The 21030-nt window shown below is 67.1% G+C and carries 15 protein-coding genes; 7 read left to right on the plus strand and 8 right to left on the minus strand.

Annotated elements, in window-relative coordinates:
* Positions 1-5 precede the first annotated feature (5 nt).
* From GC106_RS46395 to GC106_RS46410, 4 genes are all read right to left on the minus strand, one after another.
* Positions 6-551, minus strand: coding sequence for a hypothetical protein (locus GC106_RS46395; RefSeq protein ID WP_173142591.1), 546 nt, complete (start codon positions 549-551; stop codon positions 6-8).
* On the minus strand, positions 541-1593 hold the full coding sequence (locus GC106_RS46400; protein ID WP_173142592.1) for a tyrosine-type recombinase/integrase: 1053 nt from the start codon (positions 1591-1593) through the stop codon (positions 541-543). The genes GC106_RS46395 and GC106_RS46400 overlap by 11 nt, the downstream gene beginning before the upstream one ends.
* A complete protein-coding gene (locus GC106_RS46405) occupies positions 1590-1985 on the minus strand; it encodes a hypothetical protein (RefSeq protein ID WP_173142593.1) in 396 nt (131 codons plus the stop codon). The genes GC106_RS46400 and GC106_RS46405 overlap by 4 nt, the downstream gene beginning before the upstream one ends.
* A 290-nt stretch (positions 1986-2275) precedes the next feature.
* Positions 2276-3886, minus strand: coding sequence for a hypothetical protein (locus GC106_RS46410; RefSeq protein ID WP_173142594.1), 1611 nt, complete (start codon positions 3884-3886; stop codon positions 2276-2278).
* Positions 3887-3948: 62 nt separating this feature from the next.
* On the opposite strand from GC106_RS46410, the gene GC106_RS46415 reads away from it, so the two are divergent.
* Positions 3949-5208 carry a TIR domain-containing protein gene (locus GC106_RS46415; RefSeq protein WP_173142595.1) on the plus strand — a complete coding sequence of 420 codons (1260 nt, stop codon included), beginning with the start codon at positions 3949-3951 and terminating at the stop codon, positions 5206-5208.
* Positions 5209-5502: 294 nt separating this feature from the next.
* Here the strand turns inward: GC106_RS46415 and GC106_RS46420 are convergent, their stop codons facing one another.
* Entirely contained in the window at positions 5503-6144 is a 642-nt protein-coding gene (locus GC106_RS46420; RefSeq protein WP_173142596.1) for a hypothetical protein, read from the minus strand.
* Between the two features lie 1086 nt (positions 6145-7230).
* On the opposite strand from GC106_RS46420, the gene GC106_RS46425 reads away from it, so the two are divergent.
* Positions 7231-7950 carry a DUF3592 domain-containing protein gene (locus GC106_RS46425; RefSeq protein WP_173142597.1) on the plus strand — a complete coding sequence of 240 codons (720 nt, stop codon included), beginning with the start codon at positions 7231-7233 and terminating at the stop codon, positions 7948-7950.
* 373 nt (positions 7951-8323) lie between these two features.
* Here GC106_RS46425 and GC106_RS46430 read toward each other — a convergent pair whose 3' ends face one another.
* A complete protein-coding gene (locus GC106_RS46430) occupies positions 8324-8491 on the minus strand; it encodes a hypothetical protein (RefSeq protein ID WP_173142598.1) in 168 nt (55 codons plus the stop codon).
* A gap of 2237 nt (positions 8492-10728) precedes the next feature.
* Between GC106_RS46430 and GC106_RS46435 the strand changes: the two genes are divergently transcribed.
* Positions 10729-11163 carry an enediyne antibiotic chromoprotein gene (locus GC106_RS46435; protein ID WP_173142599.1) on the plus strand — a complete coding sequence of 145 codons (435 nt, stop codon included), beginning with the start codon at positions 10729-10731 and terminating at the stop codon, positions 11161-11163.
* A gap of 48 nt (positions 11164-11211) precedes the next feature.
* On the opposite strand, the gene GC106_RS46440 is transcribed toward GC106_RS46435, so the two are convergent.
* The gene (locus tag GC106_RS46440) at positions 11212-11808 is read right to left on the minus strand and encodes a dTDP-4-dehydrorhamnose 3,5-epimerase family protein (protein ID WP_173142600.1); all 597 of its coding nucleotides are present in this window, start codon (positions 11806-11808) and stop codon (positions 11212-11214) included.
* A 276-nt stretch (positions 11809-12084) separates the two neighbouring features.
* Between GC106_RS46440 and GC106_RS46445 the strand changes: the two genes are divergently transcribed.
* From GC106_RS46445 to GC106_RS46460, 4 genes are read left to right on the plus strand one after another with little or no spacing between them, the layout of a single operon-like run.
* Positions 12085-13533, plus strand: coding sequence for an NDP-hexose 2,3-dehydratase family protein (locus GC106_RS46445; RefSeq protein ID WP_173142601.1), 1449 nt, complete (start codon positions 12085-12087; stop codon positions 13531-13533).
* A gap of 40 nt (positions 13534-13573) precedes the next feature.
* Complete coding sequence (locus GC106_RS46450; RefSeq protein ID WP_173142602.1) at positions 13574-14938, plus strand: glycosyltransferase; 1365 nt, start codon at positions 13574-13576, stop codon at positions 14936-14938.
* On the plus strand, positions 14935-15915 hold the full coding sequence (locus tag GC106_RS46455; RefSeq protein WP_173142603.1) for a Gfo/Idh/MocA family protein: 981 nt from the start codon (positions 14935-14937) through the stop codon (positions 15913-15915). The genes GC106_RS46450 and GC106_RS46455 overlap by 4 nt, the downstream gene beginning before the upstream one ends.
* A 21-nt stretch (positions 15916-15936) precedes the next feature.
* Positions 15937-16593, plus strand: a complete 657-nt coding sequence (locus tag GC106_RS46460; RefSeq protein ID WP_173142604.1) for an O-methyltransferase — start codon at positions 15937-15939, stop codon at positions 16591-16593.
* A 153-nt stretch (positions 16594-16746) separates the two neighbouring features.
* Here GC106_RS46460 and GC106_RS46465 read toward each other — a convergent pair whose 3' ends face one another.
* Positions 16747-21006: an SDR family NAD(P)-dependent oxidoreductase gene (locus GC106_RS46465; protein WP_312873448.1), complete on the minus strand. Its 4260-nt coding sequence runs from the start codon at positions 21004-21006 to the stop codon at positions 16747-16749.
* Positions 21007-21030: the final 24 nt, after the last annotated feature.

Raw genomic sequence — 21030 nt, forward strand, 5'->3', positions numbered from 1 at the left:
GAGGTTCAGAGGTTGGTCGTGTCCGTTGACGAGGGGCCACCGGGACGTGTCCAGGTGTCGGGTTGTTCGCCGTGACGGCGTAGCCAGCCCTGTAGTTCCTCGGGTGTGGTGTCCAACAGGTGGGCCAGCTCGCCCCACGTGACGCCGTGCGCCACGACGTGCCGCATCACAGCGGTTTCGCGGTAGCGGGCATCGTCACGAGCGACGCGGATCATGTGCGCGGCCGCGATGGCGTCGTCTCGTTCCAGATGTGGGGCGTGTTCCAGCTCGGGCGAGCGCAGAACGGCGGGGCCGGCTTTGAACAGGAACGCGTAGAGCAGGCTGAGCGCGTCCACACGGGGCGCGTTCGGGTCGACGGCCCACTGCTTTTGCAGGATGCTGCCGTAGCGTTCGGCCAACCGGCGCCGACCGTGTTCCTGTGCCCGGTATCGCTCCCGCCACGTCCCCGCGACCGGTTCGACACCCACTCCGAATTCCGAGGCGGTGGCTGCTTCCGTAGCGGCGTGGGCCGGGTTCGCTGGAGTCGAGCCGGTCTCGTGATCACTGGTCATGGGGGTCACCTCCGGCCTGCTCAGTGAGGGGGTGGGGTTCGCCGGTGAGCGCGGCAAGTGCGGCGGCGATTTCGGGGAGGGTGGCGCGTACGTAGGTGGCGGTGGCGCCGGGTTCGTTACCGCTATCGGTGTGCCCGGCGAACGCGCGGGCGACGGCATACCCGAAATTGCGCTCAACCCAGGTGAGGGTGGTGTGCCGCAACCAGTGTGTGGATATCTGCTGTGTCGCTACCCAGGGCAGGTGTTGGCCGATGCGGTGCCACAGGTGGTCATAACGACGTGAGGTGATCGGCTGGCCGTTGCGGTAGCGCAGTAGCTGCTTGTCTCGGGGTGCGTGCCGGTCTTCGGCGTGGTGGACGAGGTGGGTCATCAGGGTGGGGAAGACCGGTTGCCACCGCACCGTGTCGCCTTTCTCCCGGAGAAAGATCAGGCATTGGTCGGGGTCGAGATCCTGCGGACGCAGCGCGAGTGCACCGGCTCGGCGGCAGGCGGTTTCGGGGTGCAGCCGCAACAACAGGGTGTCGAGTGCCGGATCGTTGCCGGTGGTCGCCGCGGTGGTGTTGATCTCGGCGAGTCTGTTGTCCGCGACGGCACGGCGGGTGGAGGGCAATCGACGTGGTTTGTCGACTTTGCGGGCCGGGTTGTCGTCCTTGTGGATCAGGTCGTCGTCTTCGGCGTGCCGGTACACACATCGCAACGCGGCGATGAGGTGTTCGGCGGCGCTGCGTCCGCCGCGGGAGTTGCGCCGGGGGACCACGGTGGCTTTGACGTGCTCGACCAGTGCCCGGACGTCGGAGGATGTGGGTTCGTCGAGTCGGCGGTGGCCCCATTGGGTGAGGATGCGGTTCCAGTAGGAGCTGTAGACCCGGCGGGTGCCCGCACCCACGGCCGCGGACACGATCGGGATGTACTCGGCGAACGTCGGCGCCGGTGGCCGGGTGTCGGGTTCGGTGAGCAGGTGTTGAGCGGACAGGCCCATTCCGGCCAACACGAGTTTTGCGGCGTCCAACGCGGCCGCCTTGTCCGGGTGAGTGGATGTCATCGCGGCTCACCGCCCTCGCCCGGCAGGCCGGGGCGGATGGCGTGGTGGACCGTGCTCAACGGATAGACGGTCAACACGTCGTCGCCCGGCATGGCGGCCAGCAGAACGCGGTCGCCTGTGGACAGGCCGCACCGGGCGCGTAGCGCGGCGGGGATGGCGACATAGGGTTTGCGGCCCAGAGCGAGCATGCCGGCCGGGTCGCGACGGGCGACTATTTCGCGCGGGGTGCCGGTCAGGGTGAGCCGGTCGCCGGTCTGCCAGCCCAACGCCCGCGTCACACCCCGGTCGGCGATCCTGCCGGATGCGTCGATCCGGCCCATGCCGTAGATCACATCCACCGGCACGGCCGCGGGCAGCTCGGGCGGGACGGCCAACGGAAGCACCCGCGCCACACGCGACCCGGCATGGTCACCTGAACGAGGGGAACCCTTGCCAGTCGACCATGGGATCACGGGAGCCACGACACGATCGATCATGGCCGCCCCCACGAAGGGGGAGTGAACCAGCTGTCTGCGACGTCACCATGAGGGTGTTCAAGTACCTGTCGCTGCTGGGGAAATCTCACCTGCTGGTGTGTCCGAGGGGGGAATCAGGCACCGACTCGCAGCGCACCTGCGCAATGCAGGTGTTCATGGGTAAATCGTAGCTTCGTCTGGAGATCGACACAAGCCACAGTGGACGTTCATGTGGTACACGCCGACCACCAGTTGGCGGCATCAGTGCCCACCTGGGCGAGTACCACTACTTCCGCCTGTTCGGCGAGTTCCGCGTCTGACGGAAGACCGCCGGGAAGGGGAAGCGCGGGCAACGCGGCGACCAGTTCGCCGGTCCGCAGCGTGGCGGCGGCGATGGTGCCGACCTCGAACACCTTGCTTGGCATGGTGGGATCGGCGATTGATGGGACGACACGCAACTCCTGCAAGGTGCCGATCGCGGTTTCGCTGGAAAGTATCTGGTTGAGCACGTCGGCGCGTCCCGTCTCGGCGATCTGAGCGACTGCCGGCGCGTCGTCGGCAGTCGCGTGCAGGAGCACGCTGGCCGCGTAGACCTCCTCACGCTGGGCGTGCATCGACCAGCGGGTAGCGGGCTCGTCGAGGGAGATTCGCTGCCAGTCTGCGGCCAGCAGTGCGGCACGACTCGCGCTCAACCAGAGTTGTGCCGGGATCGGGACGGTGTCAGGTAGCCGGAGCAGATCGGACAGGGCCAGCATCGTGCGGGTCAGATCCTCACGCCCAGGCGCGGAAGCGACTTCGAGCACCGCGGCGAGGTGCCGTGCAGCCGCCGCGGGGTCCCGCCCGGTGGCGATCAGCTTCCGCGCGACGTGACGATGCCACCGCAACGCCTCGAGTGTCTTCTGGTTCTCATACAGTGCACGGGCGTCTTCCAGTGTCGACGCGACCGCCACCTGGTCACCCAGCTCATTGAGGACCTCCGCCTTCTCCAGGAGCACTTGTCCCAGCCGGTAGGTGTCAGGCTCCGTCCGGAACTCGGCCTCCAACAGGTCTGCCTGGCCGAGCGCACGCGTCAGATCACCTACCGCGCGCAGGCACGTGATCTGGCGAATCCGTACCACCTTGACATTGGTGCGGCTTATCCCGGCGAAGTGCTTTTCGGCTCGCTGGTAGGCGTCCAGAGCCGGAGCACCTCGGCCCAGCACGAGTTCGAGCCCACCTTCCCGAAGAGCCACGAGCCCATCAGTGAAAGCATCGATGGTGTTGACTTCGGCGAACCGGCGCGCCTCGCGCACCACCTTGACTGCGTCGTCGAGGTTTCCCTGCAATCTGTAGAGCATCGACCGCTGCAGCAGAGTGCGAACGCGCGCGCCGTTCAACTCAGGCAGATGCGCGAAGCGGTCGCACACGGTCAGCGCGCCTTCACAGAATGCATGACCGTCCTCATACGAGGCCGAGACCTCGCGGATCGCGGCGAGCTCGCGCCAGGCACGGGCGTGTGTTATCGCTGTGACTTCATTGAGGTCGCCGCGAAGCAAAGTTCGGTCCCAGATCTCTGCCACCAGGAAGCGGGCCTGCAGGCGGTGATGTTGCGCGAGATGGTGCGCGGCGTCGGCGGCGCGGCGGTGATCACCGGTTCGTTGCGCAACACTGCGCTCGGCGATCAGGAGCCGCTGGGCCAGTCGATAGTCACCGCTCCGCAATGCCCTGGTCGAAAGTAGTCCGTAGTACTCCGCGAGTGTGGCGAATTCCTCTCGCCCACGCAGTTCCGCAGCTGTCTGGTGTTGCTTACCCGTCAGAATTCTTTCTGGTTCGGCGAGGACGTCCAGTAACCGATCCACAGGGCCAGCACTCATCGACCCCATGCAACCACATCACCCAGGCTGGATGACATCATGCGGGAATGAACCAGCCTGCCGTTGTCCTGAGGTTCGCGGACGACGTCAACGAAGCTGACCGCGCCGAACTCGACGCGGCACTGCAGCGTGCGGAGGTGCCCACGACGCGCGGTGTCGATCTTGGACACCGCGGCCAGGCTGAGTATCTGGTGCTGGCGGTGGCCAACGTCGCGGGCGGTATCGCCGGCGTAGCCACGGGCATCGCCGAAGCAGGTCGCGCCTGGCTCGCTACGCGACGGCGGCCGTCAGCGTACTTCGAGATCGAGGACCGCGACACCCATATCGTCGTACAGATCAGCGCGCAGGACCCGGACCGCGCGCTCCAGCGCCTGGCGTCCGTGATCGCTGCGGCCACAGACAGCCCGATCCGCTGGCAGGGCGGAAGATGGCGGTCGCCGGCGGATGCCACGAGTGAGTTCGCCAAGACGGTGTTCGTCGTCGCCGGGCGGGACAAACGTGCCCGCCGCGCCATGTACGACTTCCTCCGCGCGATCGGCCTTCACCCGATCGAGTGGAACGAGGCCCTTGCTGCGACCGGGCAGGGTTCGCCCTACCTCGGCGAGGTCCTGGATCAGGTGCTGGGCACGGGGGCAGCGGTGATCGTTCTGCAGACCCCCGACGACGAGGTCCGGCTCAAGCCGGAACACGCGGACGGCAAGAACGACCCTGAGCTCGCCCTGCACGGACAGGCGCGGCCGAACGTCCTCCTCGAAGCGGGAATGGCGCTCGCGAGGTGCCCGGAGACCACCGTCATCGTCGAGTTCGGCAAGGTGCGGCCGTTCAGCGACATCGCCGGCCGGTACGTCATCCGGCTCGACGACACGCCCAAGAGCAAACACCGACTTGCCGAGCGGCTCAAGGCGATCGGGTGTGCGGTGGACACCTCGGGCAGCGATTGGCTGTCGGCTGACCTGACTCCGCCTGGGGAGTCGCCATCCCAGCCTGCTCCGGCAACCACGACGGCCCCGGTGCCCGCGCGCTCCCCGTCGCAATCCAGCGGGCGGCCAGTGCTTGACAACTTCTCGGTGACACGCGACAGCCTGGGCCACCACACAGTGCATGGCGAGATCCGCAACAACGACAGGCCGGTGTCCTGGTTGACGTTGAAGGCCACGTTCTACGCCGAGAAGAAGATCACCGGCACCGCTGTCGGAGTCGTGCGGGACCTGGAGCCGGACGAGACCAAGACGTTCAGCCTGACCACCGCTGACGAGGTTTACGGCTACGACGACTACAAGGTGCAGATCGACTCGGTCCAGCGGTAGTCTGTCGGCGGCCGGGTCGCGCCGAGGCACTCACGAGTCCATAGTGGACGGCTGGTTGGTCTTGGTCCTCGGCATGCCACCGATTCCTCCAGGCGTTCGTCCGGTGACCGGTGGCGAAATCGAACACGGTGAAGCCGAACATGGTGGCTCCGCCGAACGAACCTATGGCACTGAGCAACGCCTGTGGCCCGTTCAGTCCACCCCACCACGCGAGAAGGCCCACCGCGCCGGCGGCAAGCAGCGCGGCCGACATGATGACCACGGCCCAGACGATCCGAGTCGAGCGGTCGCCGGTCACTGCCAACCTCCCTCGTCGGTCATCCGAGAGACGTATATCCAGCTGGTAGCGGGTGCACTGCCGGCCTGGTACCACGTGCGACGGAAGGCGTCGGGGGTGACAGCGCCACGCATATGCCGTGCGACGTTCTCGTACACGTAGCTGGACACCATCGTGGCGAAGGTGTGGTCATTACCATCCAACGTGCACCGAAGAGAGTCCGAATCGAGCATGCGAGCGGCCTGGATCACGGACGCGTTCGGGTAACCGGTGTCGCCGAGGAGAACCGGTCCGACGTGCAGGGCGGAGCGCAGACGGATCTGGAGTTGATCCAAGGCCCCGCGATTGTGGCGGTGGATGCTCTCGCCAAGCAGCGGAAGCAGCGGATCGATCAGTATGGACGTGGACAGCGTCGGTGGTACGACGGTCAACAGGCCGTCACCCCGGTCCTGGTGGCGGCACCTGCGCCAGGCCAGCCCGGACTCCACGAACGCATCGGTCAGGATGCGCGACAGCGTGGAACGCAGAACCATGCGGTCGTGGTCGTCTCGACGGGGATCGCTGTATCCGACGATGTCGGTGATGAATATGGAGCAGTTCAATGGCCTTGCCGGCCGGCCATGCTGCCGGGACGGCGACGGTTTCGCGATGCTGGACATGCGGCCAGCCTGACCGGCCAGTCAGCCGTCCGGCGACCCTCGTCCGGCGTCGGACACCGCCCATCTGGCTGTTAGCTGGAATTCGGCTTGTTGAACTCGTCCGGGTCTGGACGACCGTGCCCGCGGATGCTCTCACGAGCGGTCAAGCGCCCACTTAGGTATGGGCTGCCCAGAGCGAAGGCCTGAATGGGTAGCGATCTCGGACCAGTCGGACCGCCTGGCGCAGGCACGCCGCTGATCGCGGAAATTGCCACGACCAAGGGCCTCGACGCGAAGGCATAGTTGGTGGTGTCAGCGGACACCGCTACCAACAACGGCGGACAGGCCCGGTCGGACAACAGGTGGATCTTCGAGCCAGCCATGCCGCGATCAACCGGGCCGGGCCCGACCATGGTTCCCATTCTTGGCCCCGGCGCAGGCGCCGTCCAGGACCGCGCCATCGCTACGATGACCCGAACGATGTCGGCAACAGGCACCACCACGCATAACCACTCCGCCTCGCTCGGCCCCTGGCCTGCGACCTGCGGCAGCCCTGGGAAAAAGCCGCTCCAGCCCAAGCGCCTCACGCCCTCGCGGGTCCGGCGCAGGTTTCGGACCTCCGTACGAAGCCCCCGACGGGTGCGCCGAAACCGTCCCGAGAACCAGAACCCGCACAACGCCACGATGTCGGACGCATCCTGACTAACGGCGAGGCATACAAGCGACCGACCCACCATAAGAAGGCCGACGCGGTGAATCCGGGGCTCAGCGGCATCCTCCACCCATATCACCACGCTGCCTGACCTCGAAGGACGCATTTTTCGACACCTACACCGCCGTCCACGCCAACACTAAGAAGCCGAGCGCTTCGGGTGAGACGTCAATCCAATGAAGATCGCCTTCTCTGCACGATGACGACCGCCGGTGTATGCCCGGAGTAGTGTGGTACTACGAGAATCGAAGGCAAGGGCCACGGACAACAGCAGGCAGCCTTCAAGGTGGGGTCTGGTCTTCGGATTCCCGTGGAAGACACTCGAAGGGATCAAGCTGTGGACACGCCTCGGGGGAGATATGGTGCCCATCTTTTTTATAATCCAGCTTGCTGGCATGGCGCTGTTGCTGTCGGCGTTCGTGAGACTGTGGCGTATCTGGCGGTTGCGACACCGTGGGATCCGCGCCATGGGAACGGTCGTCGAGCATGTTCCAGACCAAGGTCCCTGGATCCTGTTTCAGGACCAGCAAGGTAATCCGCGATATTTTACCCCCGACCTCAGCTCCTCCTGGAAACGTGCATCAGGCGCACCGGCGGACACCAAGGTGGAGATCGTCTACCTGCCGGAAGATCCAGAAAAGGTGCGGCTGCTCATCGATACCGCACCGATCAATACCGACAAAACACTCGAGGGCCACGCCTGGCGCTACGCCTACTTCAAGGTAGCGCGACTACAAAATCATACAAAGCGTAAGGAAGACCTACTTCGCCGGGAGCTCCGCGATCGCGGTCTACACACAGCGGCCACGGTCGTGACAAAAAGACCCTCGATCCCCGGAAAACCTGACAAACCTGGAAGATTTCCCATCACTTTCTATCCAAGGATCCAGTTCAAGGATCATCGAGGCGAAACGGTCACATTCGTCCACGAATGGGCCCACATGGGTTTAGAGCCCCGCAGGCTTCCCGCAGTCGGCGAGCAGGTCCCCGTTATCTACCTGCCGGAATCACCTCACGTGGCGCAGATACCAGGCATCGCCCGCGCACTCGTGGATCTCGCTCTCCGTTTGTCCATCGGACTGCTGCTCCTGCTTTTTATTGGAAGTATGAAATGAGGCTAGTGGCACGTCTGGTCGACCACGGGCCTAGTCGATCAGACGCCGAGTCGAGGCGTTTCTAGCACGACAGCAACCAGGTTTGATCTTGGTGGCGTGTCGTGATCATGGAGACGGCCACCGTGTGACGCGATCGCCGCATTTGTAATCGCCCACTTCGAACACGCCGACTAACCTGAAAGTCGCCGAGATCACCTCAGATCGCTTCGATTCAAATCGATACCCGCTCCGCCACTGCCCGTCCTGGTCGAGAATGCGGCCATCCGTTTGACCTGGGCGGGCGATCGTGACGTCCGACGATCTGCGATCGTGTCTGTTCGTCTGGTCTACGTCTACCAGCTCTTTGGTCAGGTGCTGTCCTGGCTCGTACTGTTCACTCGATCGTCAACGTCAAAGGACGCCGGTCCGGTTCGTGTGTTTCGACCTGTTGCACCTCGGCGACATGACGCTGCTCCACGAGCCGTACGACCAGCGTCGCGTCCTGCTCGCGCAACTGCCGATGCCCGACCCCGTATCGAATCTCGATCGTGCCTGCATTCACCCTTGAGACGCTGGCCGCAGAACGACTCCCCCGCCCCCGCAGAACTGCTGGACCCTATCGCGGGTGAAGGCCACGAGGGTCTGATCGCGAAGAACCGCGGCTCACGGTATGTTCCTGACCGCCGGTCGGATTCCTGGCTCGAGCATGCCCTCATCCTTCTCTGAACTAGCAACGGAACTTGAGCTCTCACGCTTCCCCTATGGTGAGTGAGGCGGTTCGCCCTGATGGGTCCTGTCGCCAGTTGAACGTGCCTCCCGTCTTCGATAGCGGCACAAGAGCCGCAGGTTGGCGGGACGCTGCCTAAGTGGCCTGGGCCTGACCCGTTTTGACGGACATCTGGGATCAGGGGTGCGAGCCTCTGGGAAGGATGTTCAAAGGCTGGTACAACACCCGCCGTCGGCATTCTAGTAGCCGGTGTTCGCGGCGACTTCGGCCGCGGGCACACCGAGGCGCGCCGCCGCCATTTCCGCAGCACGGCCACGACCTCCCGCCCGCCCTCGGTCGCAGTGCCGCCCGTGGCGGTGTCCGGAACCGGGGCGATGACCGCGGACGGGACCGCCGGTTCCCGGACGTCGAGGGCGGCCACATCCCGGATCGCTTGGCCACGACTGGTCCGACCTCGGCGACCTTCACGCCGGTTGTGCCGTAGAACTCCGCGACGAGCCGGATGAGTTCTTCGTCCCGGCTCGCCGAAGCGGCGGCGACCCTGACGAAGCAGTGTCTGCCCAGCGGTGCCGACGCCCGGAAGGATTCGATCACCAGCGGCAGGAACAGGGCCGTGTCGTGGAGCATGTGGCTGTCCACGCTGCCACCGAGCAGTCCCGCCTCGAACAACGCCGGGTGGAAGGGAAAACGGTCCGCGCCTGCCGGTGCTCCTGCGGGAGTTCCAGCTCCACGACCCAGTGCCCAGTGCGGCGGTGGACCACACCGTCGATCTTCATCAGTCCGGAGTGGACCAACTCTTGTTCGCGCAGCCAGGCGTAGATGTCCGTGCCGGTAGGCCGTCACGACCGCATGCAGTACGTCCACTGTGTCCCGCCGGCGGCGGCGGACCTCGATCCGCCACCCCTCCGACGGCCCAGGACGTCCGTCGACCGTGACCATGACCTGTTGGGCCCATGTACCACGTGACCACGCAGCAATGGATTTTCAGTGGTGACCGTGAACGTTTCGGTGAAGGTCGGTGAGTCGGCCATCGGCATCTATCCCAGAACAGCGTCGGGTCGCGGTGTGACCGCCCGACACCGACTATGCGAATTTCGAATTGCGCAGCAAGATCCGAGTGACAGGCGATGCACCGGAGATCGCCGGAAAGCGCCACCCGGCACACTCCGACGACCGCATCGGAACGACGCCCGACATGCGATGCCGAAACTCGGGAACCTTCGGATCGAGAACTCGAACGCGAACCACTCACCCGGCACGAGTTCGGAATTGCGGCACTCGACCGTCACAACAGAAGAAAACGCAACACTTCCCCCAGTCACCAGTCCGGCACCGAACCGGACAACCCACCCGGAACCATGAGTACTACTCGACGGACACACCGCGGCGACCCGGCGTTCACCCGGCGTACACGATCACGTGAGCGATCAGTCGTCCGGCCAAAGCCTACGAGTTGCACCGCACTGGACGCAAAGCGGCCCAGTCGAACAAGGCCCGAGCGGTCGAACGCTATTCACTTCGATGTCAGCACCGACCATCACCGCAGAATCTCCAGACCGCCTGCGCCGACGAATATCGACCGATTTCCTTCGCCTGACTGCGAGCACATCACATGCGCCATGACGACGTTGCGGCGCCGCAGGGCCCGCGCGCCGCGTGAGCAGTCCGGGCAGTACGACGGAGCCGGCGCAGGACCGACCTGCATTCGGATCGCGTGCCGTGACCTGGACTTTTCATGGGATGCCCTCCGTGCGTCCATCAGCGCTGCGGGCCGGACACCCGTCGCTGGCCCACGCGATCGTGGCCACCCATGACCGGCGACCGCGTTCGGCAACTCCATACCGAATCGACCATACGGGGAAGGCAGACCTCGCGCAGCAATGACGGCTGTCAATCACCTGACAGCCGCCTGACAATCTCCTTGAAATCGAGACCGACACTGCGGGCACGCAACGGCGTTGACGGTTAACCAGACACACTGTAACGTCGTTTGCGGATGACCAGCCGATGTGCGGTTGTCTTTAGGTGGCCACTTTTCCGCCAATTCCCCTTTCTTCGATGTAAGGAGAAGAATGCGTTCTGCACACAAGCCCGTGGTGGTCGGTCTGATGGCACTGGGCCTCGTGGTGTCGGGCCAGCTCACTGCCATCGCGTCCCCCAGCGCGGCGTCCGTGACAGTGTCGCCGTCGACCGGCCTGTCCGATGGCGACACTGTCTCCGCCACAGTGGCCGGGTTCGCAGCGAGTGAAACGGTCGTCACCGTGGAGTGCGCGCAGCCGCAGGCGGGCACCACCGTCTGTGACCTGCCGGGTCTGCAGCAAGCCGTCACCGATTCGAATGGCTCCGCGTCAACGCAGCTCACGGCCCGTCGCACCTTCACCGGCTACACCGCCGACGGCCTGGAGTGGGGGCTCGTCGACTGCACGTCAGTGCCGGGTGGCTGCGGCGTCTACGCCGCCAACGTGGCACTGACCACGGGCGCGCAGGCCTCCATCTCGTTCCGTTAGCCGCCGGTCCGCAGGTGCTTCCGCGCAGCCGGAAGCACCCGCGGCCGGTCAGCCGACACCGGCCACGCGAAGCTGCCGGTAGAGGGCCTGGCACTGCTTGTAGGAAGGCAGGTACCCGGCGGCCGCCGCTTCGGCGAGCGTGGGCGCGACCCGGTCCTTGTCCGACATCAGTGGCGGCTCACTGAGGTTCCACGGCAGGTCCAGCGCCGGATCCAGCGGGTTGACCTCGATCATCGTCCCGGGTTGGTACTCCGCCGAGCACAGGTAGAACACGCAGGCGTCCTCGGTCAGCGTGAGGAAGGCGTGCCCCAGGCCGTCCGCCAGGTAGACGGAGACGTCGGTGGCCTCGTCGAGCTCGGTGACGTCGTAGGCGCCGAAGGTGGGCGAGCCGGTGCGCAGGTCCACCACGACGTCGAGGACCGCGCCGCGCACGCAGGTCGCCAGCTTCGCCGTACCCGGCGGCATCACCGTGCCGTGGACACCTCGCAGGGTGTTCCGCCTCGACACCGAACAATTCACCTGTGCGACGCTGAAAGAATGCCCGACCGCCTCGGACAGCTCCCGGGCGCGGAACGCCTCGTAGAAATGTCCCCGACGGTCGGAATGCCGCTCCGGTATCACCCGGAACGCATCAGGAATTTTCATCGGCTCGATGTACACGGGCGTCGAACCCTCCGCTCTGCCAGAGCCATCCGCTATCAGACACTAGCACCACCGGAACTCGGCGTCCGGCGCTCGGCTTCTATTCTCGCGACGAATACCACTGCTTTCAGCGGTACCTGAAACCCTTGACCCGGCAGCCTGCCCGCGTCAATACTGCCGGGGCGCGAGGCGTGCCGGACCGCGATTTCCGGCCCGCGACCACTGGGGAGACGTGATGACATTTCGGCTGGCGAGCCCGTCCGGAACCGCGGGAATCCGATGAACGTCCACCTCGCGCCCGGCAGGCGGACCGCACCGGACGAGTTCGACACCGCGACCCGGTTCGCGGTGTCCGCGGCTGTCACGGACAGCGCCGTGACGCCGATGGCCGAGTTCCACCGGTGGTACGCCGGATGCCACGACCGGATGGGCGGCGTGGGGGTCGTGCCCATCCCGTTCGCCGCGATGAGCGGCTGGCACTTCGAACCGGACACGGGCAACCTCGTGCACGACACCGGGCGGTTCTTCACCATCGAAGGCCTCCGGGTCCGCACCGACCGGCCCTGGGTCAGCGACTGGACCCAGCCGATCATCGTGCAACCCGAGATCGGCATCCTCGGCATCCTCGTCAAGGAGTTCGACGGCGTGCTGCATTGCCTGATGCAGGCCAAGATGGAGCCCGGCAACGTCAACCGGGTGCAGATCTCGCCCACCGTGCAGGCGACCCGGAGCAACTACACCAGGGTGCACAACGGCACCAGCATCCCCTACCTGGACTACTTCCGGCGGCACCCAGGCGCCCGGGTGCTGGTGGATGTCCTGCAGTCCGAGCAAGCCGCGTGGTTCCTGCACAAGCGCAACCGCAACGTGGTCGTCGAGGTCTTCGACGACGTGCCGGTCGGCGCGGACTTCCACTGGCTCACGCTCGGCCAGATCAGGCGGCTGCTGCGGATGCCGCATGTGGTCAACATGGACGCGCGTACGGTGCTGTCGTGTTTGCCGACCGCGTTGGCCGGTCCGGTCACGGACTGCTCCGGCGACGGTTTCGCCGAAGACGTGCGGCGGTCGACCTCGGGCGAGGCGGAACCGGTGCACACTATGGGGGAAGTGCTCAGCTGGCTCACCGACATCCGGACCACCCGGGAACTGATCCAGCAACGGATCGCCCTGGAGCACACCGCCGAAGGTGGCTGGCTGCGCACCGCGGACCAGATATCCCATCAGGACGGCAAGTTCTTCCGCGTCATCGCGGTGGACGTGCACTCGGCCGGCCGGGAGGTCGCGTCGTGGACCCAGCCGCTCATCGCGCCCAACGGGCCTGGCCTGCTCGCGTTCCTCACCAGACGGATCAACGGGTTCCTGCACGTGCTCGTCCAGGCGAAGGTCGACGCAGGGGCGATGAACGTCGCGGAGATGGCCCCGACCGTGCACTGCTACCCGGGCAACTACCGGGACGTGCCGCAGGGCCACCGACCGCCGTACCTGGACGTGGTCCTGTCCGCGCATCCCGGGCGGATCCGTTACGACACAATGCATTCGGAGGAGGGCGGCCGGTTCTTCCACGCGATGAACCGGTACGTGGTGATCGAGGTGGACGAGGACTTCCCGGTCGAGACACCGCCCGGCTACTGCTGGATGACCCTCAACCAGCTCACCGGGTTGCTGGTGCATGGCAACTACCTCAACGTCGAGCTCCGCAGCCTGGTCGCCTGCATCCAGGCGGCATGACGTCCGGCGGACCACCACCAAGGCAAGGAACCAGATCACGATGACGGCGCAGAGCCCAGGACCTGTCCTGTTCGCCAGTCCTTCGCATCCCAGTCTGTTCGGTCCGCTCGCGACCATCGCCACCGAGCTGGACCGCCGCGGGGTCGAAGGGCTGTGGTTCGGCGGCTCGGAGGACCGCAAGGCAGATGTCGAGGCGCTGTCGCCACGCGGCGGCATCGGATTCGTCCAGATCGGACGCTATGTACCGGAGCTGCAGCCGGGCAACTGGACCGAGGAAACCTTCCAGCGACTCAACTCCAGGTCCAGGCTGCGTGCCTTCGCCGCGTTCATGGACCAGAGTTTCGTCGGGCCGCACGGTGCCGAGTTCTACGAGCAGTCGCTGGCGGCGATCGACCGGATCCGGCCCGCGCTGGTCGTGGCCGATCTCGGCGCCACGTGGATGTTCGACGCGGCGATGACCCGCGGTGTCCCCTACGTGATCAACTCACCCACGTTGGTCAGCTACCTCTACGCACCGGCGCTCTCGTGGACCTTCCCAGCCCCGTTCTCCGGGCTGCCGTTGCGGATGACGACCGGGCAGAAGGTGGCGAACCTGCTGTTCTCACTGGCGCGGATCGGGATCTTCCTGCAGCCCAGCCGGATGAAGGCCACCCGCGCGTTCATCGCCGAGCGCGCCGCGTTGGGCATCAAGAACACCAAGGGTCTGCTGGGGCCGTACGCCGACGCGGCCGTCGCGGTCATCGGGCATTCGCAGTTCGGCATCGAGTACCCGCACGATCGGGCCCCTGACTGCCTGGAGATGGTGGGTCCCGTGATGCCCAGCACCACCGCCGCACCGGACCCGGACATCATGGGCTGGGTCGAGCAGCACCGGTCGATCGTCTACCTCGGCTTCGGTGCGATGAACCGGCCGACCCGCCGGCAGATCGAGGCGATCCTCACCGCGGCCGGGAATCTCGCCCCCGACCACCACGTGCTGTGGAGCCTGCCGAAGTCCCAGCACCGCCTGCTGCCCACGAAGATCCCGGCGAACGTGCGGATCGAGACCTGGGTCCCGCAGGTGGACGTCCTGGCGCACCCGCACGTCCGGGTGTTCATGTCGCAGGGCGGGAATGGCACGCACCACGGGTTGTACTTCGGCAAACCGCTGCTGTTGATGCCGCACACCTGGGAGGCCCGCGACGGTGCCGTGCGATTCGTCGACAGCGGCGCCGCACTGCTGCTCCGTGACACCACGAAGCTGGATTCGGCGGAGATCACCACGAAACTCCGGCGCCTGTTCACCGACGATGGGCTGAGGGAACGCGCGCTGCACTGGAAGGAACGGCTCAGGCAGGCGGGAGGCGTGTCCGCTGCCGCCGACATCATCCTGCGCCACCGCGACTCCCAGGACAGGAAGAGATGAGCGGCGTTGTCCGGTTCGGTGTGCTCGGGTGCGCCGACATCGCGCTTCGCCGGATCCTGCCCGCCATGACGAGCCATCCCGGGGTCCGGCTGGTCGCTGTGGCCAGCCGTGACCGGGACAAGGCGGCCACTGTGGCCACTCGGTTCGCGTGCGAGCCGGTGACCGGGTACCGGTCCCTGCTCGACCGTGACGACATCGACGCCGTGTACGTGCCACTACCTCCCGCGCTGCATGCGGAGTGGATCCGAGCCGCTCTCACCAGCGGGAAACACGTGCTGGCGGAGAAACCACTGACGCCGAGCGGCCCCGAGACGACGGCTCTGACCACACTGGCCGGCGTGACGGGTCGAGTGCTCGTCGAGAACGTCATGTTCCTCCACCACCGCAGGCACCGCCTGGTACGCGAACTGATCGCCAACGGCGCGATCGGCGACCCGGTCGCTTTTACCGGCTCGTTCACCATTCCCCCGCGGCCCAGCGGCGACATCCGGTACTCGGCTTCGCTGGGCGGAGGTGCGTTGCTGGACAACGCCGTCTACCCGATGATCGCCGCACAACTCGTGCTGGGCCGAGGATTACGGGTGGTGGGCGCGGTCCTGCGGAACGACGGCGCGTCGGGTGTGGATGTCGCGGGCGCGGCGCTGCTCCGGCGGGACGACGGCGTGACCGCCCAGGTCACGTTCGGGATGGACCACGGCTACACCTCCGAGTACCACGTGCTCGGGCGGCTGGGCCGGATCACTGTCGAGCGTGCCTTCCACCCCGCCGCCGACGCGGACACCGAGATTGTCGTCCACCGGCAAGGACACCAGGTTCCCGAACGGATCGCCGTGCCTCCGGACGACCAGTACGGCAACACGTTGACGGCGTTCGTACGAGCCGTGCGCGGCGGGATCACCGGAGCGTTCGGCGAAATCACCGTGTCCACAGCGGAACTGGTCGACCAGGTCTGGCGGTGCGCGTCGGCGGGGACATGAAACCGAGCGAAAGGTCAGCGCATGGCCGGCCAGATCTCCCTCAACCCGGACCTCTTCCGGTACATCACCAGGATCTCGCTGCGGGACGACGAGGTACTGCGGGAACTGCGGGAGTTCACCGCGCAGTTGCCCGGCGGTGACGCCATGCGGCTGATGCCCGAGGAAGGACAGCTGCTGGCGTTGCTGGCCCGGCTGGCCGGCGCCACGACGGTTCTGGAAATCGGCACGTTCACCGGTTACAGCACCCTGTGCCTGGCTCGGGCACTGCCCCCGCACGGCCGCGTGATCACGTGCGACATCAATCGCAAGTGGACGACCATCGCCGCGGACTACTGGCGGCGGGCAGGAGTCGACGAGCGGATCGAGGTCAGGATCGGCCCGGCCGCGCGAACCCTGGCCGCGCTCGCCGACCAGGCGGGCACCTTCGACCTCGCGTTCATCGACGCGGACAAGGCGTCGTACCGCGACTACTACGAGGCGTGCGTGCACCTGGTGCGTCCCGGCGGACTGATCGTGCTGGACAACACCCTGCTGTCCGGCCAAGTCACCGACCCGGCCGCGCAGGACGCCGACACCGTCGCGATCAGGGAAGTCAACGACCTGATCGCCTGCGACGACCGGGTCGAGGTGTGCGTGCTGCCCATGGCCGACGGCATCACGCTCGCCCTCAAGAACTGACCACCGCCCCGGCCCCAGGCCGTGGGCGGATCGCAGTGCGCCGGCGCCGGAGGAGACCTTCGCGGTTGTCCTCCCGTGGGGCCTCAGCGAAGCCGAAGCCCTACGGGTGGAGAACCGCGCCACCGGTCACGCCGGGATCAGACCCTCCGGCCGCTATCCCGCTGCCCCGAACTCCGCGTCGATCAGGTCGATCAGCTCGTCCGCGGTGGCTTCGCGCAGGTCGTCGTGCGGCGCGACCGGCGTCTGGCCGTCCGTGTGGTCGCTCAGTTTGGTGAGCAGGATCTGCAGACGAGTGATCACGGCCTGCCGTGATCCGTCGTCGGGCGCTGACAGCACGACGGATTCCACCCGGTCGAGCTCGGCGAGCACAGGCGATGGTGGTTCCTCCGAGCCGGCGAACGACGCCACCAGGTGCTCTGCCAACGCACCGGGTGTCGGGTGGTCGAAGACCAGCGTCGCAGGCAATCGCAGACCGGTCACGTCGTTGAGCCGGTTCCGCAGGTCGATCGCGGTCAGTGAATCGAAGCCCAGCTCCTTGAACTCACGGCCGGTCCGAACCATGTCCGCGGACGGATAGGCCAGCACCATGGCGACCTCACGACGCACCGCATCGAGCAGCACCGAGGCGCGTTCGGCACCGGACAGCGCGGCCAGCCGATCGGCGAGCCCGATGTCTCCCACCGGTGTGGGCGAGGCACGCCGCCGCGGGCGAGGCCCGGTCAACCCGCGCAGCAGCGCGGGCGCCGGCTCGGCGACAGTGTCGAGTCGTGCGGGTACCAACACCGCTTCCGGGCCGGCGACAGCAGCGTCGAACAGCCGCAGCCCGTCCTCCACGGACATCGGTGTCAGGCCCACCTTGGTCATCCGCTTGCGGTCGGCCGCGCTCAGCTCGGCGGTCATGCCACGCACGTCCTGCCACGGCCCCCACGCCAGTGACACGGCCGGCAGACCGAGCGCCTGCCGTCGCTGGGCCAGCGCGTCGAGGAACGCGTTCGCTGCCGCGTAGTTGGCCTGACCGGCGGAACCGAAGATCCCTGCCGCCGACGAGAACACCACGAACGCGCTGAGACCGGCGTCCTTGGTCAGCTCGTGCAGATGAGTCGCGGCGAGGACCTTCGCGCGCAGCACCGTACGGATCCGCTCGGGTGTCATCGCGGTCAGAACACCGTCGTCGAGGACACCAGCCGCGTGCACGACACCCGTCAACGGGCGTTCCGCCGGCACATCGGCGAGCATTGCCGCCAGCCGGGCGCGATCGGCGACATCACACTCGGCGACCGTCACGCTCGCCCCCAGCGACTCCAGTTCCGCCACCAGTTCAGGCATCCCCTCGGCGGCCATGCCCTGCCGGCCGGCCAGCACCAGGCTGCGAACCCCGTGCCCGGTCGCCAGCCGCCGGGCGACCAGGCCGCCGAGCGCACCGGTCGCGCCGGTGACAAGCACTGTCCCGTGAGGATCCCACGGTGCCGCGGCAGTGGATTGCGCGGCACGCACCAGGCGCGGCACGTAGACCGTGTCACCGCGGACAGCGACCTGCGGCTCGTCGTGCGCCACCGCGGCGGCCGCCACCGCCTCGATGTCCGTGTCATTCCTGGCATGCGGGGCATCTGCGGGGTCGGTGTCGACGAGCAGAATCCGGCCGGGATGCTCGGACTGAGCCGAACGCAGCAGACCCAACGCGGCTGCCGCCGCCGGATCGACCAGGGAATCGGCGCTGTCGCCGGTGCCGACCGACACCGCCCCGCGGGTCCGGATCACCAGCCGCGTTCCGCCGGGGTGTTCGGCGGCCAGCCAGGACCGCACCACGTCCAGTGCCCGGACGACCAGCGTCTGGGTCGTCGCGGCGAGATCACCGTCGGGTGCGCCCGCGTTCACCAACTCGGTGACCACGAAGGAATCGCCATCGGCGACCGGCCCCAGGCTCACCGGTGCCCATTCGATCCGGTGCGAGGCGGCTCGGTCTTCCGGCCGGAGCTGGTCGGGCCGCACCGGGCGCAGCACCAACGAGTCGATCATCGCGACGAGCTGCCCGGCCTGGTCGGCGACCGTCACCGAGATCGCGTCCTGCCCAGCCGGCGCGACTCTGACCCGCAGCGCCGTCGCTCCGGCAGCGGCCAGACTCACACCGCGCCAGGCGAAGGGCAGTGAGCCCGGGCCTGATCGGGTCATCGGCCCCAGCGCCATGGCGTGCAGTGCCGCGTCGAGCAAGGCCGGGTGGATCTCGAACCGAGCCGCGTCCGGCGCCGCGTCCTCGGGCAGGCGGACCTCGGCGAAGACCTCCGCACCGCGGCGCCAGGCCTGGCGCAGCCCCTGGAAGACCGGACCGTACGAGAAGCCTTCCTCGGCGGCGTGGTCATAGTAGTCATCGATCCCGACGGGTTCGGCGCCCGGCGGGGGCCAGGCCGGGATGTCCCAGCGACCTACCGGTGCGAGCGCTTCCGGTGCCAGCACACCCGAGGCATGCCTCGTCCACGCTCCGGTGGGGCCGCCACCGGAGTGGACCGTCACGGCCCGCCTTCCCGCATCGTCCGGGCCCCCGACCGTCACCTGCACACGAGGACTCCCGCCGTCCGCGGGCAGTGTCAACGGCGCTTCGAGCGTCAGCTCCTCCACCCTCGGACAGCCCACCTGAGCGCCCGCGCGCAATGCCAGGTCCACAAAAGCCGTACCGGGCAACAACACCGTCCCGAACACCGCGTGCCCTGCCAGCCATGGCTGCGAACGCAACGACAGCCGTCCGGTCAGCACGACCTGGTCGGAATCGGGCATGACGAGACCGGCTCCGAGCAACGGGTGGTCGACCGCGCCGAGCCCGAGGTCTTCCGGGTCCACTGTGGCCGCTTGGGCGGCCGGCCACCAGCGCCGCCGCTGGAAGGCGTAGGTCGGCAGGTCGACCCGGCGGCATCCGGTGAAGAATCCGCTCCAGTCCACCTCGTACCCCGCCACGTACAGTCCGCCGAGTGCGGCCGCGAACGCCTCGACCTCGGATCGGCCGCCACGCGACATCGGCGTGACCGTCGTCCCTTCCTCGTCGGCCAGACACCGGCGCACCAGCGCTGTCAGTGCACCGTCCGGCCCGGCTTCGACGAACTTCGTCACGCCCTCAGCCCGCAACGCCGAGACGCTGTCATGGAATCGCACAGGAGCACACACCTGCTCGACCCAGTAGTCCGGTGAGCACAGTTCGCCATCGCGGGCGACCCTGCCGGTCACAGTGGACACGATGGGCATTGTCGGCCGTCCATAGCCGATCCGCTCCGCCGTCCGCCGGAACTCCTCGAGCACCGGCGCCATCAGGGGCGAGTGGAACGCGTGCGACACGTTCAGGCGTTTGGTCCTGTGACCGCGCTCCGCCAAGGCAGCGGCCACGGCCGCCACGGCATCCCGGGTCCCCGAGATCACCGTCGAATCCGGCCCGTTGACAGCGGCCAGGGCGACCTCGTCCTCCCTGCCCCGCACCAGCGGGAGGACGTCCGCCTCGGCGGCGTCGACCGCGTACATCACGCCACTGTCGGGCAATTCACCCATGAGCCTGGCGCGCGCCACCAGCAGGGAGCACGCGTCCGGCAGCGTCAACACCCCGGCGACGTGTGCCGCGGCGAACTCACCGACCGAGTGGCCGCCGACGAAATCGGGCCGGACGCCGGACGCCTCCGCCTGCCGGAACAACGCCACCTCGAGTGCGAACAGCCCAGCCTGGGTGTAGAGCGTGTCCGCCAGCATCGCGGCGTCCGCCGTGTTCTCGGCGGCGAACACGATTTGCTTCAAGGGGCGGTCGAGCAGGACGTCCAGGTGCGCACACACAGCGTCGAAAGCCGCGGCGAAGGCCGGGAAAGCCTCATACAACCGCCGTCCCATACCGAGGCGCTGGGTGCCCTGACCAGAGAACAGCATCGCCAAGCGCCCGGACACCACCGTGCCTGTCACGACACCGGGTGTGTGTTCGCCCTCCGCCATCGCTCGCAACCGCAGCAGTAGCTCGGCCCGTTCCGTTCCCCATACGAAGGCGCGGTGCTCCAGACCTGCCCGTGACGTCGCGAGCGACCAGCCGACGTCCCGCACGCTTTCGGCGGGCGAAGCCTCGAGGTGCTCGGCCAGCCGTGCCGCCTGTGCTCGAAGAGCCTCCGCGGTGTGCCCGGAGATCACCCACGGCACCACCGGCGGCACGAAAGGCTCGTGGCCCGCGGACATCGGCTCCGCGTCCACGGTTTCGCCCTGTTCCAGGATCACGTGCGCGTTGGTACCGCTGACCCCGAACGAGGACACACCAGCCCGGCGAGGGCGACCCGTCCGCGGCCACTCCCGCGACCGCGTCAACAACCCGACAGCACCACTCGACCAATCCACATGCGACGACGGCTCATCCACATGCAACGTCCTCGGCAACACACCATGCCGCATCGCCATCACCATCTTGATAACACCAGCCAACCCCGA

Source organism: Kibdelosporangium persicum, from assembly GCF_013280595.1.
Lineage (GTDB): Bacteria > Actinomycetota > Actinomycetes > Mycobacteriales > Pseudonocardiaceae > Kibdelosporangium > Kibdelosporangium persicum.

What these genes read in the sequence shown, in the direction of transcription:
- GC106_RS46445 (WP_173142601.1), top strand. Translation starts at nt 12,085, where the DNA reads ATGAACGTCCACCTCGCGCCCGGCAGGCGGACCGCACCGGACGAGTTC.
- GC106_RS46415 (WP_173142595.1), top strand. Translation starts at nt 3,949, where the DNA reads ATGAACCAGCCTGCCGTTGTCCTGAGGTTCGCGGACGACGTCAACGAA.
- GC106_RS46450 (WP_173142602.1), top strand. Translation starts at nt 13,574, where the DNA reads ATGACGGCGCAGAGCCCAGGACCTGTCCTGTTCGCCAGTCCTTCGCAT.
- GC106_RS46420 (WP_173142596.1), bottom strand. Translation starts at nt 6,144, where the DNA reads ATGTCCAGCATCGCGAAACCGTCGCCGTCCCGGCAGCATGGCCGGCCG.
- GC106_RS46435 (WP_173142599.1), top strand. Translation starts at nt 10,729, where the DNA reads ATGCGTTCTGCACACAAGCCCGTGGTGGTCGGTCTGATGGCACTGGGC.
- GC106_RS46395 (WP_173142591.1), bottom strand. Translation starts at nt 551, where the DNA reads ATGACCAGTGATCACGAGACCGGCTCGACTCCAGCGAACCCGGCCCAC.
- GC106_RS46400 (WP_173142592.1), bottom strand. Translation starts at nt 1,593, where the DNA reads ATGACATCCACTCACCCGGACAAGGCGGCCGCGTTGGACGCCGCAAAA.
- GC106_RS46425 (WP_173142597.1), top strand. Translation starts at nt 7,231, where the DNA reads ATGGCGCTGTTGCTGTCGGCGTTCGTGAGACTGTGGCGTATCTGGCGG.
- GC106_RS46440 (WP_173142600.1), bottom strand. Translation starts at nt 11,808, where the DNA reads ATGAAAATTCCTGATGCGTTCCGGGTGATACCGGAGCGGCATTCCGAC.
- GC106_RS46460 (WP_173142604.1), top strand. Translation starts at nt 15,937, where the DNA reads ATGGCCGGCCAGATCTCCCTCAACCCGGACCTCTTCCGGTACATCACC.
- GC106_RS46465 (WP_312873448.1), bottom strand. Translation starts at nt 21,006, where the DNA reads ATGGTGATGGCGATGCGGCATGGTGTGTTGCCGAGGACGTTGCATGTG.
- GC106_RS46455 (WP_173142603.1), top strand. Translation starts at nt 14,935, where the DNA reads ATGAGCGGCGTTGTCCGGTTCGGTGTGCTCGGGTGCGCCGACATCGCG.